The organism is Pseudodonghicola xiamenensis DSM 18339 (assembly GCF_000429365.1).
In the GTDB taxonomy this organism is placed as follows: domain Bacteria; phylum Pseudomonadota; class Alphaproteobacteria; order Rhodobacterales; family Rhodobacteraceae; genus Pseudodonghicola; species Pseudodonghicola xiamenensis.
The window spans coordinates 40,440-55,474 of record NZ_AUBS01000008.1; the positions used below are offsets into that span (position 1 = coordinate 40,440).

A 15,035-nucleotide genomic window follows, 5' to 3' on the forward strand; every position below is an offset into this window, starting at 1 on the left:
GGGTCGGCACCCCTACCGGCGGCATGGGCGTGGTCAGGCCGACCATAGCGGATTCTCCCAAGAGGCACAGCAAAAAATGCTGCAGTGCGGCAAAATTGATCGACGGTGGTGCAGCAGCACACCGCACCCCGCCTTAGCCGGCGTGAATCAGGGTCGAAAACAGCTTGGGGTCGAGGCTTTCTGCGGCGAAAGTCTCCCCCTCGACCAGCAGGCTGACAGCATCGTGGCTGTGCAGGCTTTCCTGATGGCTTGCTATCACACGGAAATCCCCGATCCGGGGATCTGCCTGCAATTCGGCACAGAACAGCCGCACCGCATCTTCAACGAAAATCGGATTGGCGGCATTCAGCTCGGCAAAGGCCTGCTCGTCCTCGCGTTTGACCATCACTTGTGTCTCGGTCGGCACTGCCCGGCGGCAGGCCTCGATCAGATCCTCGAACCACAGGCAATCGGCATCGCAATCCAGCTCCACCGACACCCGCGCGACCGAGCGTTGCGAATGCGGCGTTGCCAATTGCCCCCGCTGCGAGCGAGCATGTTCGCTCAGTTCCAGCGAACAGGGACAGGTCGAGGAATAGACGTAATCGAGGTGCATGATCTTCTTGCGCACCCCTGCCCGTTCGACCAGTTCCAGCGCGATGTCGTAATACTGATACCCCGCCAATCCCGAGCGCAGGCTTTCCACCCGCATCGGAAAGGAAAACCGCATCTGGATACGGGCGTCGAAACTGTCCAGATCGGATTTGTAATCGTCAAGCGCTGCCTCGATCACCTCGAAGCTGAAGGTCCGTTCCGCATGACTGTAGAAGGAGCGCATGATCCGGGACATGTTGATGCCCTTCTTGTCCGCCTCAAGGCTGACGGTGCCGGTCACGCTGGTCTCCAGCATCAGATCGCCATTGTCGCGGGTATGAAAGCGGATCGGCAGGCGGAAGTTGGAAATCCCCACATGCTGGATTTGCTGCCTGGCGCCCCGGATCAGGCTGGACGGTCCGTTCTGCAGATCGGGCAGCGTCGCCTTATAACTGTCATCGACGGTGAAGTCTTCCGGATAAACCCTCGACAGATCAGGATAATTCGTCAGCGCATGGTCCGGCAACAAGCGCGCGATGGCCGGATCAAGCTCGGCCACCTCGGTCGGCGTCGCGGTTGTTGCCCAGGCCCGCAAAAGCTCCAGCGCGGCAGTAGCCTCGTCGCGATCAGGGGCATGGTCGAGCTTGGACATATGTACGTTCATAGCCGTTTCCTTCGCAGTCGATCATCACAACCCGTCCCCTAAACCTAGGGGCGCGGGCGCGGAAATCAAACCCTAACGCCCTGCGCCCCGAAGGTATAGCCGGATGTCACCGCGCCCCGAGCGGGATCAAAGCGCCGCGTCGAGCGCCTGCAGGATATCGGCAACCAGATCCTCGCCATCCTCGATGCCGAGAGAGATGCGGATCAGCCCCGGGGTGATCCCCAGCGTGGCCTTCTGCTCGTCGCTCAGCCGCTGGTGGGTGGTGGTGGCGGGATGGGTGACAATGGTCTTGGCATCGCCCAGGTTGTTCGAGATCAGCGCCACCTGCAGTGCATTCAGAAAGCGGAAGGCCGCCTCTTTCCCCCCCTTGAGGTCGATCGCCACCATGGTACCGCCGGATCCGCCCATCTGCGCCAGCGCCAGATCGTGCTGCGGATGGCTTTTCAACCCCGGATACAGAACGCGAGCCAGGGCAGCATGACCCTCGATCGCCTCGGCCACTGCCGCGGCGTTGGCGGCCTGGGCGCGCACCCGCAGGTCCAGCGTCTCCAGCCCCTTCAGCAGCACCCAGGCGGTGAACGGGCTCATCGCCGCACCGGTATGTTTCATATAGGCTTCGATCTTGCCCCGGATCAGCTCTTTCGAGCCCAGGATCACCCCGCCCAGGGTACGGCCCTGCCCGTCGATATGCTTGGTCGCCGAATAGACCACCAGATCGGCGCCCTGCGCCACCGCCTCGGAGAAGACCGGAGTGGCAAAGACATTGTCGACCACCACCAGCGCGCCGGCGGCATGGGCCAGATCGGCCACCGCCTTCAGATCGGTGACCTCAAGCGTCGGGTTCGACACGGTTTCAAAGAACACCAGCTTGGTCTCTGGGCGGATGGCGGCCCGCCACTGATCCAGATCGGTGCCGTCGACAAAGGTGACCTCGACGCCGTAGCGGCCCAGCACTTCCTCGAGCACATAGATGCAGGAACCGAACAGCGCCCGGGCCGAGACCACATGATCGCCCGCCTTCAGCAGCGCCGTCAGCGCGCCCGACACCGCCGCCATACCCGAGGCACAGGCGAAAGCGTCTTCCGCCCCCTCGATCTGGGCGATGCGATCCTCGAACATGCGCACCGTGGGGTTGCCGTAACGGGCATAGATGAACTCATCCTCTCCCGCCTCGATGAACCGCGCTTCCGCCGCCTCGGCCGTCTCATAGACAAAGCCCTGGGTCAGAAAGATCGCCTCGCTCATTTCACCATACTGGCTGCGGCGCGTCCCGCCATGCACTGCGGTGGTACGTGCTTTCAAAGTCTTGCTCATGTCCCTATCTCCCGGCCCCCGTGTTCCCGGAGGCACAAAAAAACCCCGATCGCGGCCAAGCGAAAGGGGTCTTTCATCCTGACCTTTTAGCGGAGTGTTTAACGTGGCCCGCAATCCGGTAACAAATCGCCACGGTTCGATGATGTGTTTCGGCTCATACGCCCAAGCCCCCCCTGCGTCAAGCGCCAGGCCCTTCACGAAGCTGTAACCGATCCGTCACCCCGATGTCACGGCGCCGAGTCATAGGCCAGATAGCGAAACGGGCACGAGGCTCAGGGCCATGGCGATTGTCAGGATCAACGCGATCGGGGAAACTCCGCTGCTGCACGGCAGCTCCGCAGCGACGGAGCCGGCACTCAGACGGGCGGACACCGGCGACGGCCCCGCCATCGTGATGATCCACGGGTTCAAATATCTTCCCGGCCACCCGATGCACTGCCCGCACCGGCATATCCTGTCGCTGCACCCCGAGGAACTGCCCTGGCGCTCACCCTCCTGGCCGCGGCAACTGGGATTCGGCACCGGGCTAAAGGACGAAGGGCTGGCGGTTGCCTTCGGCTGGCAGGCGCGCGGCGGGCTACGCGCTGCGCAACGTCGCGCCGGCCAAGCCGGTCGCGCCCTGGCGCAGGTGGTCACCACCCTGCGCGAAACCCGCCCCGACCGTCCGGTCCATGTGGTCGCCCATTCTCTCGGCACCGAGGTCGCGCTCGAGGCCCTGCACCATCTGCCCGCCGGCGCCATCGGCCGGGTGATCTCTCTCACCGGGGCCTGCTATCGGTCTCGGACCGAGGCGGCGCTGCGGACCGAGGCCGGCCGCGCGGCCGAATTTCTCAACATCAGCAGCCGCGAAAACGATCCTTTCGATTTCCTCTTCGAACGGCTGATCGCCCCGCCCCGGCAGGGCGACCGCGCCCTCGGCCATGGGATCGCCGCCCCCAATGCCGTGACCCTGCAGCTCGACTGCCCGGGCACGTTGGCCCATCTCGACCGTCTCGGTGCCGCCATCGGCGCCCCGGAACATCGCATCTGCCATTGGTCCAGCTACATGCGCCCGGGTGTGCTGCAATTCTACAAGGAGCTGCTGCGCCGCCCCGAGACCCTGCCGCTCAGCCTGCTCAGCCGCGGCCTGCCGGCGCGACCGACAAGACGCTGGTCCCGGCTGATCGCGCCGCCCAGTCTGTCGCTGCCCTTGCCCTTCGTGCAGAAAGCCTCATGATCCCCTTCACAGGGGAGGATGAGATGACGAACCCGATCGCGCTTTACTACTGGCCCACGCCGAATGGCTGGAAAATCTCCATCGCGCTAGAGGAGATGGGCCTGCCCTACGATCTTCATCTGGTCGATATCACCGCCGGGGATCAATTCGCCCCCGAATTCCTGAAGATATCGCCGAACAACCGGATGCCGGCGATCATCGACCCCGAGGGGCCGGATAATGCGCCCGTGTCAATCTTCGAATCCGGCGCCATCCTGCAATATCTCGCCCGCAAGACTGCAGGCTTCTATGGCACCACCGAACGCGAACGCATCGCGGTCGACCAATGGCTGATGTGGCAGATCGGCGGCCTCGGCCCCATGGCCGGCCAGGCGCATCACTTCCTGCATTACGCCCCGGCGATGCAACCGCCGCAGGACCTCCCCTATGCCAAGGACCGTTATCGCGCCGAGGTCGCCCGGCTCTATGGCGTGCTCGACCGGCAACTGGCGCGAAATGTCTATGTGGCCGGAGACTTCTTCTCGATCGCAGACATGGCGATCTGGCCCTGGGCGCATCTGTGGGAACGTCAGGAGCAAACCCTGGAGGACAAGCCGCATCTGGCGCGCTGGCTCGAGACCGTCGGCGACCGCCCAGGCGTCCAGCGCGGCCGGGCGCTGGAGGCAGAAAAGCGCGGTGAGATCGCCGGGGATACCAAGGCGCAATCGGTATTGTTCAACCGCTGACCCCAGGCCGGGGCAGATCGCGGCCTCACCCCTTCTTCAGGTCGATCGCCACCAGCCCCAGCTTGCGCGCCGAGACCAGCGACAGAATGCCGGTATCAAGCCCCTGCGGCTTTTGATAACGGCGGATCGCCGCCTCGGTGCGCGTATCCATCCGCCCCGTCACCGGGCCGCGATACAGGTGCCGCGCCGCCAAGGCGCGTTGCAGGCTGGAGACAAAATCTTCTGTCATCACCTCGTCGCAGGGGCGCTCGAACCACATCTCCGCCCGTTCACGCACGATCTTCTGGGTGGTCGCCGTCTTATAGACTGCCGGACGCAGGACAGTGCCGTCCTTGTCGATCTTGGCAGGGCGCGCAACGATCTGTTCGGTCACCGTCTCGATCACCGCCGGGCTGACGTATTTGCCCCAGCAACTGCCCGGGACGGCGCCCACAGGCGCCTCGTCGCTGCGCCGGCTCACGTCCGGGCTGTTGGCCTCCGGCGCACAGGCCGCAACGACGCTGAGTGCAAGCACACTCAGAAACAGGGATAATGATCTCATACTCTCGCCTCAGAGGACCTTGTCGCCACTCTAGCGCAGAACCCCAGCACAGCAAAGCCGTCCGCGCCCCCGTCTGCCGGCAGGTCACCCCCGAGCCTTGTTCCGTCAAGCCTTCTGGCGTCGATGGGGCTGGAAACCCCGCCCCGCCTTGTCTAATGACTGTATCGGAAAGCCAGAAGGAGCCACCCTCCATGCCCAAGATCACCTATATCGAGCATAACGGAACCGAACATGTGGTCGACGTGCCCCTTGGGCTGACCGTCATGGAAGGCGCCCGCGACAACAATATCCCCGGGATCGAGGCCGATTGCGGCGGTGCTTGCGCCTGTTCGACCTGTCATGTCTATGTGGATCCCGCCTGGATCGACAAGCTGCCGCCGAAAGACGACATGGAAGAGGACATGCTGGATTTCGCCTATGCCCCCGATCCGGCGCGCTCTCGTCTGACCTGCCAGCTCAAGGTGACAGAGGCGCTGGACGGGCTGATCGTGCAGATGCCCGAAAAGCAGATCTGATCCCCCCGGCCGCGCAGATCGGCGCGGCCCCCCGTTTCCAAACGAAGCCGGAACGCCGCTAGACCGGGCGCCGCATCGTGATCGAGGTCGGCCGGTCATAGCCTGCATGCGCGGTGCGGCCGGTCTCAGTAAAGCCCATGCGCGCGAAAGCCGCCTGGTTCTCGATCAACTCCACCCTGACCTGCAATTCCACCTGCGGCAGGCCCAGCACCCGGGCCCGGGCCAGCGCCAGATCGACCAGACGGCGCGCAAGGCCGGCCCGACGCAGCCGCCCGTTCACCGCCAGCTTGCCGAGATAGAGGCAATCGGGTTTCGGCGTCAGCACCACGCAGGCCGTAACCGGATCGCCCAGCGCCCAGATTTCCGCACTGGCTGCCTGCCGCTCCATCTCCTCCAGCGTCAGCCGATGCATCGAACTTGGCGGGTCGACCCGCCCGTCCATGAAGGCAAAACTGTCGCGGATCAGCCGCAGCGCCTCGGCCAACCGGGGATCGCCCGGCAGCAGACGATAGGCATCCATCTCAGCCCCCCACCACATGATCGCCGCCGATATCGCCCAGCGACTGGAACAGGCCGGCGGTATTGCTGACCCCGAATTTCTTCAACAACCGGGCCCGATGCACCTCGACCGTGCGATAGCTCAGCTCCAGCGTGCGGGCGATCTCCTTGCTGGTCTTACCCTCGCCCAGCAGCGCAAAGACCTCGCGCTCGCGCCGGGTCAGCGGCTGATAGGGCCGAGTGTCCGAGAGATCCGCAAAACTCCAGACCGCGCGGCCAAGCGGCGCCTCCGGCGTGAAGGTATATCCGCGCACCCGGCACCAGAACAGCTCTCCGCCCTTGCGCATCATCACCCGCTCGTCCCAATAGCGGCCGCATTCCTGCAGATCGCGCACCCCACGATTGCGGATATTCACGAATTCCTCCTCGCTGGGATAGAGGATGGCGAAGGTACTGTCGCGCAGATCGTCACGACCATGACCGAACATCGCCGCAAAGGCGAGATTGCAGTCACGGATCACCCGGTTCTCGGTCACCACAAGGCCGACCGGTGCGTGAGTAAAGGCCAGCTCGGCCAGCTCACGACCAGCAAAGAGCCTGTCCAGAACCTCTTCGGTCAACGCGGTCATCTGCGCTCCCTCTTGCCCCCTCACGCTAGCCGGGCGGCGCCGCGCGTGCAATCACCACGCCACCGGCGCCCCGCCCCGCATGCTCAGAACCGGGGCCCCTTCGACCTGGTTCCAAATATCCCGGGGGACGGCCGCAGGCCGGGGGGCAGCGCCCCCGATGCGCTCAACTCTCTCCCAGCGCCCGCCAGCCGATATCCCGGCGATAGAAACCTTCGGGCCAGTCGATCGCCCCGGCCATGGCATAGGCTCGGTCCCGCGCCTGCTGCAGCGTCGCACCGCGTGCCGTGACATTCAGCACCCGGCCGCCATTGGCGAGGATCCTGCCGTCCTTCTCCACCGTCCCAGCATGGAAACAGATTTCCTCGCTGGTTTCCGGCAACCCGTCGAGCCCGCGAATCTCTGTCCCCTTCTGATAGGCACCGGGATAGCCCTTCGCCGCCAGAACCACCGTCATCGCGTGATCCTCGGCCCAGTTGACTCGCATATCACTCAGCCGCCCCTCGGCGGCCGCATGCATCAGATCCATCGCCTGGGCGCCCAGCCGCATCATCAGCACCTGACATTCCGGATCGCCGAAACGGACATTGTATTCCACCAGCCGCGGCTGACCATCCTTGATCATCAACCCGACATAAAGCACCCCCTGATAGGGTGTACCACGCTTGACCATCTCGGCCATGGTCGGGCGCACGATCTGCTCCAGCGCCTTCTGCGTCACCTCTTCGGTCATCACCGGGGCGGGAGAATAGGCGCCCATCCCACCGGTATTAGGGCCGGTATCGCCCTCGCCCACACGCTTGTGATCCTGCGCGGTGCCGATCGGCAGCACGGTTTCCCCGTCACAGAGCACGAAGAACGATGCCTCTTCGCCCTCCATGAACTCCTCGATCACCACCTCGGCGCCGGCGGCGCCGAATTCGCCGCCGAACATGTCGTCGATCGCGGCCAGCGCGGTGTCGACATCCATCGCCACGATCACCCCCTTGCCGGCAGCCAGACCGTCGGCCTTGACCACGATGGGGGCGCCTTGGGCACGGATATAGGCCTTGGCCGGCTCGGCCTCGGCAAAGCGGGCATAGCCTGCGGTCGGAGCGCCCGCGGCATCGCAGATTTCCTTGGTGAAGCCCTTCGAAGCCTCGAGCCGCGCCGCTGCCTGGCTGGGGCCGAAAACCGCGACACCGGCATCACGCAAACGGTCGGCCACGCCTGCGGCCAACGGCGCCTCGGGCCCCACGATCACGAAGTCGATGGCATTGCCCTCGACGAATTCCACCACATCGGCACCGTTTTCGACATCCAGGCTGGCGCAATCGGCGATCCTGGCGATCCCCGCATTGCCCGGCGCCACGATCAGCCGATCGCATTTTGGGTTCTGCAGCACAGCCCAGGCCAGCGCATGTTCACGCCCGCCGCCGCCGAGGATAAGGATGTTCATGGCGCTTTCTCCGATCTGCTTGGCCTTGCCTGCGGCGCGTTCTATTCTGGGCGGCGCGCCAGAACAAGGAACAAGGTGATCTCAATGTCCGACCTTATCGACGATCCGCAGCCCGGCCAGAACCTGCCGGAATTCAGCGTTTCCGAGATCTCGGGGGAGATCAAGCGCACGCTCGAAGGCGCCTTCGGTCGGGTCCGGGTGAAAGGCGAGGTCGGCCGCGTGTTCCGCGCCCGCTCGGGGCATCTCTATTTCGACATCAAGGACGATCGAAACGTGCTGGCCTGCACCACCTGGAAGGGACAGGCGGCAGCGCTCTCGGTGATCCCCGAAGAAGGCATGGAGGTCGTCGTCACCGGCCGTCTCACCGCCTTCGGAGGCCAGTCGAAATACAATCTCAATGTCGATGACGTTGCGATCGCGGGCCAGGGTGCGCTGATGGCACTCTTGGAAAAACGCAAGAAACAGCTCGCCGCCGAGGGGCTGTTCGCGCCCGAGCGCAAGAAACCCCTGCCCTATCTGCCGCGCATCGTCGGTGTCGTGACCTCGCCCTCGGGCGCGGTGATCCGCGACATCCTGCACCGGCTCCGCGACCGCTTCCCGCGCAAGGTGCTGATCTGGCCGGTGGCGGTCCAGGGCGCCAATTGCGCCCCCGAGGTCGCCCGCGCCATCGCCGGATTCAACCGCCTCACCCCCGGCGGCGCCCTGCCACGCCCCGATCTGATCATCGTCGCCCGCGGCGGCGGCTCGGTCGAGGATCTCTGGGGCTTCAACGAGGAAATCGTCGCTCGCGCCGCAGCCGCCTCGGACATCCCGCTGATCTCGGCCGTGGGGCACGAGACCGACACCACGCTGATCGACTATGTCGCCGACATGCGGGCGCCAACCCCGACGGCAGCCGCCGAGCTCGCGGTGCCGGTGCGGCTTGAGCTGATGGCCTGGGCCGACGGCATGGGCGCACGGCTCTCCCGCGCCACGACTGCCGGGCTGGCCCTGCGCCGCCAGCGGCTGGGCGATCTGTCCCGCGCGCTGCCACGCGGCGACGCGCTGCTCGACGCCCCGCGCCAGCGATTCGACTGGCTCGCGGACCGGCTGCCCCTGGCGCTGACCCATGGGGTGCAACGCCGCCGTGTCGCCCTGTCCGAGATCAGCGGAGGCCTGCGCCCCTCGGCACTGCGCGCGCTGGTGATGCGCCGACGCGACCGGCTGGCCACGCTGCGTCTCAGTCTCACCCCGATCCGGCGCGACATCGCCCAGGGGCAGGAACGGATCGCAAGACTGTCACAACGGCTCGATGCCGCCCAGCTCCAGCGGCTCGACCGGCTGCGCCGCCAATTGGAGGCCACCGACCGGCTGCGCGAAACCCTGTCCTACAAGGCCACGCTCGACCGCGGCTATGCGGTGGTGCGCGCCGGCGATCAGGTGGTGACCAGCGCCAGGGACGCCGGCCAGGCCGCCGCGCTCGAGATCGAGTTCCGCGACGGCCGCATCCTGGCAACGCCCCAGGCCGGCGCCCCCGAGACACCGCCAAGTGCCCCGCGCAAGGCCGCCCGGCCCAAGCGCCCACCCGAACAGGGCTCTCTGTTCTGAAAGACCGCAGCGTCGCGTCTTTTTCTGGCTGAAAATATCCCGGGGGCAGGCCGCAGGCCGTCGGGGGCAGCGCCCCCTCAAACCCCGACCTTGGGGCCGAGGCAGATCATCTCCTGCCCGATATCCTCGGCCTCATACAGCTCGGTCGCCTGCGGGTCGCTCTCAAACCGCGCGATCAGCCCGGTCGCTCCCTGCGAAAAGGTCCAGCATTGCGGATCGCTGTGATCCTCATAGACGAAACAGATCTGTCCCGCCTCTTCATACCAACGGCCATGCCGGCACTCGCCGTCGAGGAAGGACCAGATCACCCTGCGCCCCTCCAGATAGCGTTCGACCCCATAGGCCTGCCCCCCCTGGCCATAGAACAACGTCTTGCCACGGGTATAGGCGTCGAAGGCCTCGGCCGAGAGACCTTCCTGCGCGACCACCGGCGCCGCGACCAGAAAAAGGGGAATCAGACAGGACAACCGCATGGGGCGACTTTGGCAGATCGCGGACCGGCTTGCCAACGCCCGATCAACGCTGTCCCGACGCCGGCTTGCGGTCGGCCCAGGCCCGGACACGAGGCGCCATCACCCGCCGCCACAGCGGCGGCACCAGCGCGATCGCCGCCATCACCGGCATGGAATAGGGCAGCACCGGCATGATCGCGGGATCGAGCCGCAGCCCCGGATAGGCCCGCCCGGGGTTCTGGTGGTGGTCGGAATGGCGCGGCGCGTTCAGCATCAGCGCCGAGGAATACCATTCTGCCGCATTCCAGGAATGCCCCGGCCCTGCCGGTTCCGCCTTGCCCTCGGGCCCGATCCGCCGCCTCAACCCGTAGTGCTGCACATAATCGGCCAGCAACAGTTGCATCTGCGCATAGGCACAAAGCGCCCCATAGACCCAGAGCCCCCACACCCCCGCCAGCCCCCAGGCCAGGGCCAGCCCCAGCACCGCACCACCGACATAGACCGCATAGGGATGCAGCCCTCCGCGTCCAGCCCGCCGGCGCGCAGCGGTCTCGGCCCGGAACCCGGTCACGAAGGAGCCCAGCCAGGCGCGCGGCCAGAACCGATAGAACCCTTCCCCTGGGCGCGCGGAATTGGGATCGCGCGACGTGGCCACATGGACATGGTGCACCTTGGGATGGGCCGAGGCGTGATGACCGAAGAGTATCGAGGTATAGACAGCCACCCCCAGCCGGCGCAGCCAACGGTTGCCGCGGTGGATCAGTTCGTGCGCATTGGGATGCGACACCTGCCCCAGGAACATCCCCAGCGCCAGACCGGTCATGCCGCGCCCCCATCCGTCCAGCCAGGGCGCCATCGCGATCGCCCAGACGCCCAGCGGCAACAGCGCGAAATTCGCCAGCCCCAGCAACACCGACAGGGCATTCGCCGCACGCTCAGCGCCGTCGATTTCCGGCAATGCCTCGGGTCCGAACCGATCGGCCAGCGCCACGAAGACCGTCATGTAGACAAGCGCCAGCGCCGGCCAGGGACCGCCCGAAACACAAGCCAGGGCGATCAGCCCGACGGGGCTCAGGGTGGCGATATAGAAACGCAACATGCAAGGGCTCTCCGATCCAGCCTCGGGCGCCAATCTCCGACGCCGGCGCGAGACTGTCAAATGGGCGGTATTGCAGGTGCCCGCCGTCGCGGGCCAAACCTTCGATTACCGCAGAGCTGCCCCCGATCCGTCCTGCGGCTTGACCACGCCCCGCCACCGAACCGCCGCAGGCACCTGCATCCGACCTCCGGCACCCGGGGGACCTTGTCAGCCCGAGAGAGCCCCCGCGCCGGCGCCCCGGCTTTCGCCGCGGCTCTCCAGAGCCATGCCGCGCCCCTTCCCAGTCCCTCCATCCGATCCCGTCCAGCCGCCGCTGCTCCCCCTGATCGGGAGCCTGGATATCGGCGCCCTCATACTCCGCCTGGCAAAGCCTCTCACCGGACAGCCCAAAGATGCGCCCACCGCGCGCCCCTGGCCTTCCTGATCTCCGATCTGCCCCTGGTCACATGGGCGTTCCTGCTGCGCCCCGAACAGCCCTGCCCCGATCTCCCCGCCCCACGGGCGCGCCCATGCCGGGTTTCTGGCCGGGTTTCTGGCCATGTTCCTCTCCAGCGGCGCCCGCCCCCCTTTGCAACCCCGGCCAATCCGCATTAGGTGAAGGGAACACTGCGCGGAGACCACGATGGCGTTTTTCTCGAAACTCAAGGACCGGCTGTTCAAATCCTCCTCCAAGCTCGAACAGGGGCTGGACGCCATCATCGAGGATGGCGGCGAGGAGGAGCTGGTCGCAGACCAGCCCGAAGAGCAGCCTGCGCCCGCCCCGGCCCCCGAACCGGAGCCGCAACCCGACCCCGCCCCAGCGGAAGAACCGCTCGCCCCGGCGGAGGAGACCCCGCCGGCACCGGCACCGCTGGAAGAGCCCGCCCCCGAAGCCGAACCCGACGACAGCCCGGCGGCCCCGCCCGAAATCCCTCCGGCCGAACTGCCGGCGGAAATTCCCTCGGTCGTGCCCGGAGAAGACGCCGGTACGCCGGGTTTTCTCGGCCGGCTGCTGGGCCGCGGCACGCCGAAGCGCGGCACAGTCACCCGCCGGGTGCTCGACGACGACATGCTGGAACAGCTCGAAGAGCTGTTGATCGCCTCGGACATGGGTGTCGACACCGCGCTCAGGATCACCGCCAATCTGGCAGAAGGCCGCTACGGCAAGAAGGTCTCGACCGAAGAGATCAAGACGCTTCTGGCCGCCGAGATCACCCGCATCATGGAGCCCGTCGCCCGGCCGCTGCCGATCTACGCCAAGCGGCCGCAGGTGGTGCTGGTGGTGGGTGTCAACGGCTCTGGCAAGACCACCACCATCGGCAAGCTTGCCAGCCAGTTCAAGGCCGCCGGCAAGAAGGTGGTGATCGCCGCCGGCGATACCTTCCGCGCGGCGGCCGTCGAACAGCTCCAGGTCTGGGGTGATCGCGCCGGGGTGCCGGTTCTGACCGCGCCCGAGGGCTCGGATCCGGCCTCGCTCGCCTTCGATGCCATGACGCGGGCACAGGAAGACGGCGCCGATCTTTTGATGATCGACACCGCCGGGCGGTTGCAAAACCGCGCCGATCTGATGGAGGAGCTGGCCAAGATCGTCCGCGTCATCCGCAAAAAGGACGAAACCGCGCCGCACAACACCCTTCTGGTACTCGACGCTACCACCGGCCAGAACGCGCTGAGCCAGGTGGAGATCTTCAAGAAGATCTCGGATGTCTCGGGCCTGGTGATGACCAAGCTCGACGGCACTGCCAAGGGCGGCGTTCTGGTGGCGTTGGCGGACAAATTCGGCCTGCCGATCCATGCCATCGGGGTGGGGGAACAGATCGACGATCTTGCCCCCTTCGACCCTGAGGAGTTCGCCGCCGCCCTGACCGGGCTTGAATGAGGATGGGCGCACCACTTGCCCACCCCGGCAGAGGCGGTAACCTAATGGCGACGCCCCGGCATGCGGGTCTCCTCCTCGAAGGCAGGGATCGAACGGCATCGGAGATGTCGGCGTGAAATCCCTTTTCATCGCCCTATCCCTGGCGCTGCTGGCCAGAGGCGCCTTGGCCCAGGTGAACCTGCCCGATTGCACCGAGAACTGGCGAGCGCTTGCTGCGGCACTGCCCGTTGACGAGTTGCATTACACCGGACCGGAGCTGGACACGCAGGGCCGTTGCCGCCTGAGCGATATCTCCTTCCAGATCGGAACCTATCAACGGATGGAGATAGAGCGGCTGTCCTGGAGCGGGACCGGGCTGGAGCGGACCGTCGAGGGGCAGCCACCGGAAGCCCTGGACCTGAGCTTCGAAGGCGCGCGCGCTATGGCGACAATCCCGGATCAACCGGTACTGAACTATCTCTATCGGGAACAGGCACGGGCGTTGCAATCGGTCTCAGGCGACCTGCGCTATCATTGGAGCCCCGGGGAGCCGCTGGTGCTCGATCAACTAGCGCTCGACTTCCGTAACGGCAACCGGATCACCCTGAGCGCGCAGATCGCCGGGCTCGATCTCGGCAGTCTCGCTGCGCTGCAGACCAGCAGAGACAGCGCAACCCTGTCGGAGGCGCGACTGGAAATTTATAGCTACGGGCTGTTCGAAACGCTGGCGCTGGTGCCGATGGGCCAGATGATGCTGATCCCGGGACAGGCCCCCGAGGCGCAGGTCGAGACCCTCAAGACACGGGCAACGGCCTTCATCGGAGCATTGTCCCAACCGGCATTGGACGCGCCCAGCAAGACAGCGCTGAGCGCGCTGGTCCAAAGCCTGCCGCATCCGCAAGGCCGGTTCGCCGCGCATCTGACGACTGTCGGTGAGGGCATGCCCCTAGGCCGGCTGACCGAAGGCCTGACAAGCACACCCAAGGACGGCCTGGCTGACTGGCTCCGCGATCTGCGGCTGACGGTCACCTGGGAGCCAAAGACTTGAGCGACTATCTTCTCTCTCTCGAAGGCACCGAAGCCGGCCATACCGCCGCTCTCTTCCTCGCCATTCTGGCGGCCTTCCTTCATGCCGTCTTCGGCGCGCTGCAGAAAGGGCGTCACGATCCCTGGCTCAGCCGGGGGGCCATCGACATCGCCTATTTCCTCATGGCCGCGCCCTTCGCGCTGTTCGTGGTGCCCTGGCCCGAGCCGCATATGTGGCCGATCTTCGCCACCGCCTGGGCGATCCATGTCGCTTACAAGTTGCTGCAGGCGCTGGCCTATACCAAGGGCGCCTATACGGTGGTCTATCCGGTGGTGCGCGGCACCGGGCCGCTGTTCGCGGTGATCGGTGCCGGTCTCTTCTTCGGCGAGCATTTCAACCCGGTCCAATGGCTTGGCGTGGCGGTGCTGCTGGCGGGGATTTTCGGCCTGGCGGTCTATAACCTGATCTTCCTGCAAACCGCGCGAGACACATTGGTGCCGGCGCTGGGGCTGGCGGTGGCGACCGGGCTCTTTGTCGCGCTCTATACCACCTATGATGCCTATGGCATCCGCTCCACCGCCGATCCCTTTACCTTTCTGGCCTGGTTCTTCACCTTTGACGGCATCGTGATGCCGATCATCGCCGCCCTGCGCTATAGAACCATGATCGACCGCCCCAGTCTGGCGCCGCTGGCGCTGCGCGGGGTTACCGGCGGGATCGTGGCCTTCTTCAGCTTCGGTTCGATCATGATGGCCACGCGGCTCGACAAAGTGGGCGAAGCGGCTGTACTGCGCGAAACATCGACCGTCTTCGCCGCGTTGATCGGCTGGTTGGTGCTGAAGGAAACCGTCGGCCCCCGCCGTATCGCGCTGATGGCTTTGATCGCACTCGGCGCGGTGATAGTGGAAATGGGCGGCTGAGAT

15 protein-coding genes and 1 riboswitch are annotated in these 15,035 nt (G+C 65.8%); of the genes, 7 read left to right on the forward strand and 8 right to left on the reverse strand.

From position 1 onward, the window contains the following. Positions 1–133: 133 nt before the first annotated feature. A complete protein-coding gene (gene folE2, locus G455_RS0110500; protein WP_028093663.1) occupies positions 134–1,237 on the reverse strand; it encodes a GTP cyclohydrolase FolE2 in 1,104 nt (367 codons plus the stop codon). A gap of 126 nt (positions 1,238–1,363) precedes the next feature. Continuing rightward, positions 1,364–2,551, reverse strand: a complete 1,188-nt coding sequence (gene metZ, locus G455_RS0110505; protein ID WP_028093664.1) for an O-succinylhomoserine sulfhydrylase — start codon at positions 2,549–2,551, stop codon at positions 1,364–1,366. A 66-nt stretch (positions 2,552–2,617) separates the two neighbouring features. Next, positions 2,618–2,694: riboswitch (SAM riboswitch) on the reverse strand. Between the two features lie 137 nt (positions 2,695–2,831). Here metZ and G455_RS0110510 point away from each other — a divergent pair. Beyond that, positions 2,832–3,767: an alpha/beta hydrolase gene (locus tag G455_RS0110510; protein WP_028093665.1), complete on the forward strand. Its 936-nt coding sequence runs from the start codon at positions 2,832–2,834 to the stop codon at positions 3,765–3,767. 23 nt (positions 3,768–3,790) lie between these two features. Beyond that, a complete protein-coding gene (locus G455_RS0110515) occupies positions 3,791–4,492 on the forward strand; it encodes a glutathione S-transferase N-terminal domain-containing protein (protein WP_028093666.1) in 702 nt (233 codons plus the stop codon). A 25-nt stretch (positions 4,493–4,517) separates the two neighbouring features. On the opposite strand, the gene G455_RS0110520 is transcribed toward G455_RS0110515, so the two are convergent. After that, on the reverse strand, positions 4,518–5,033 hold the full coding sequence (locus tag G455_RS0110520) for a peptidoglycan-binding domain-containing protein (protein ID WP_028093667.1): 516 nt from the start codon (positions 5,031–5,033) through the stop codon (positions 4,518–4,520). A gap of 191 nt (positions 5,034–5,224) precedes the next feature. Between G455_RS0110520 and G455_RS0110525 the strand changes: the two genes are divergently transcribed. Then, the gene (locus G455_RS0110525) at positions 5,225–5,548 is read left to right on the forward strand and encodes a 2Fe-2S iron-sulfur cluster-binding protein (protein ID WP_028093668.1); all 324 of its coding nucleotides are present in this window, start codon (positions 5,225–5,227) and stop codon (positions 5,546–5,548) included. Positions 5,549–5,606: 58 nt separating this feature from the next. On the opposite strand, the gene G455_RS0110530 is transcribed toward G455_RS0110525, so the two are convergent. The 3 genes from G455_RS0110530 to purD all read right to left on the reverse strand — a co-directional run bounded on the left by G455_RS0110530 (position 5,607) and on the right by purD (position 8,110). Continuing rightward, complete coding sequence (locus tag G455_RS0110530) at positions 5,607–6,068, reverse strand: GNAT family N-acetyltransferase (RefSeq protein WP_028093669.1); 462 nt, start codon at positions 6,066–6,068, stop codon at positions 5,607–5,609. A 1-nt stretch (position 6,069) separates the two neighbouring features. Then, positions 6,070–6,675: a LuxR C-terminal-related transcriptional regulator gene (locus G455_RS0110535; RefSeq protein ID WP_028093670.1), complete on the reverse strand. Its 606-nt coding sequence runs from the start codon at positions 6,673–6,675 to the stop codon at positions 6,070–6,072. A gap of 163 nt (positions 6,676–6,838) precedes the next feature. Beyond that, positions 6,839–8,110 (reverse strand): phosphoribosylamine--glycine ligase, encoded by a 1,272-nt coding sequence (gene purD / locus G455_RS0110540; RefSeq protein ID WP_028093671.1) that lies wholly within the window; start codon positions 8,108–8,110, stop codon positions 6,839–6,841. Between the two features lie 84 nt (positions 8,111–8,194). On the opposite strand from purD, the gene xseA reads away from it, so the two are divergent. After that, positions 8,195–9,697 (forward strand): exodeoxyribonuclease VII large subunit, encoded by a 1,503-nt coding sequence (xseA, locus tag G455_RS0110545; protein WP_028093672.1) that lies wholly within the window; start codon positions 8,195–8,197, stop codon positions 9,695–9,697. A 77-nt stretch (positions 9,698–9,774) separates the two neighbouring features. Here xseA and G455_RS0110550 read toward each other — a convergent pair whose 3' ends face one another. Together G455_RS0110550 and G455_RS0110555 are read right to left on the reverse strand one after the other, a co-directional pair. Continuing rightward, positions 9,775–10,170, reverse strand: a complete 396-nt coding sequence (locus tag G455_RS0110550; protein ID WP_028093673.1) for a hypothetical protein — start codon at positions 10,168–10,170, stop codon at positions 9,775–9,777. 43 nt (positions 10,171–10,213) lie between these two features. Further along, complete coding sequence (locus G455_RS0110555) at positions 10,214–11,248, reverse strand: alkane 1-monooxygenase (protein ID WP_028093674.1); 1,035 nt, start codon at positions 11,246–11,248, stop codon at positions 10,214–10,216. Positions 11,249–11,870: 622 nt separating this feature from the next. Between G455_RS0110555 and ftsY the strand changes: the two genes are divergently transcribed. From ftsY to G455_RS0110575, 3 genes are all read left to right on the forward strand, one after another. Further along, positions 11,871–13,106, forward strand: coding sequence for a signal recognition particle-docking protein FtsY (gene ftsY, locus G455_RS0110565; protein ID WP_028093676.1), 1,236 nt, complete (start codon positions 11,871–11,873; stop codon positions 13,104–13,106). Positions 13,107–13,218: 112 nt separating this feature from the next. Next, a complete protein-coding gene (locus G455_RS0110570; protein ID WP_028093677.1) occupies positions 13,219–14,133 on the forward strand; it encodes a hypothetical protein in 915 nt (304 codons plus the stop codon). Then, the gene (locus G455_RS0110575) at positions 14,130–15,032 is read left to right on the forward strand and encodes an EamA family transporter (protein ID WP_028093678.1); all 903 of its coding nucleotides are present in this window, start codon (positions 14,130–14,132) and stop codon (positions 15,030–15,032) included. Before G455_RS0110570 ends, G455_RS0110575 begins: the two co-directional genes overlap by 4 nt. Positions 15,033–15,035 lie beyond the last annotated feature (3 nt).

Excerpts from the sequence above, each read along its gene's own strand:
- G455_RS0110555 (WP_028093674.1), bottom strand. The coding sequence starts at position 11,248 with ATGTTGCGTTTCTATATCGCCACCCTGAGCCCCGTCGGGCTGATCGCC.
- G455_RS0110510 (WP_028093665.1), top strand. The coding sequence starts at position 2,832 with ATGGCGATTGTCAGGATCAACGCGATCGGGGAAACTCCGCTGCTGCAC.
- xseA (WP_028093672.1), top strand. The coding sequence starts at position 8,195 with ATGTCCGACCTTATCGACGATCCGCAGCCCGGCCAGAACCTGCCGGAA.
- G455_RS0110525 (WP_028093668.1), top strand. The coding sequence starts at position 5,225 with ATGCCCAAGATCACCTATATCGAGCATAACGGAACCGAACATGTGGTC.
- G455_RS0110550 (WP_028093673.1), bottom strand. The coding sequence starts at position 10,170 with ATGCGGTTGTCCTGTCTGATTCCCCTTTTTCTGGTCGCGGCGCCGGTG.
- metZ (WP_028093664.1), bottom strand. The coding sequence starts at position 2,551 with ATGAGCAAGACTTTGAAAGCACGTACCACCGCAGTGCATGGCGGGACG.
- G455_RS0110530 (WP_028093669.1), bottom strand. The coding sequence starts at position 6,068 with ATGGATGCCTATCGTCTGCTGCCGGGCGATCCCCGGTTGGCCGAGGCG.
- purD (WP_028093671.1), bottom strand. The coding sequence starts at position 8,110 with ATGAACATCCTTATCCTCGGCGGCGGCGGGCGTGAACATGCGCTGGCC.
- G455_RS0110535 (WP_028093670.1), bottom strand. The coding sequence starts at position 6,675 with ATGACCGCGTTGACCGAAGAGGTTCTGGACAGGCTCTTTGCTGGTCGT.
- ftsY (WP_028093676.1), top strand. The coding sequence starts at position 11,871 with ATGGCGTTTTTCTCGAAACTCAAGGACCGGCTGTTCAAATCCTCCTCC.
- G455_RS0110520 (WP_028093667.1), bottom strand. The coding sequence starts at position 5,033 with ATGAGATCATTATCCCTGTTTCTGAGTGTGCTTGCACTCAGCGTCGTT.
- folE2 (WP_028093663.1), bottom strand. The coding sequence starts at position 1,237 with ATGAACGTACATATGTCCAAGCTCGACCATGCCCCTGATCGCGACGAG.
- G455_RS0110515 (WP_028093666.1), top strand. The coding sequence starts at position 3,791 with ATGACGAACCCGATCGCGCTTTACTACTGGCCCACGCCGAATGGCTGG.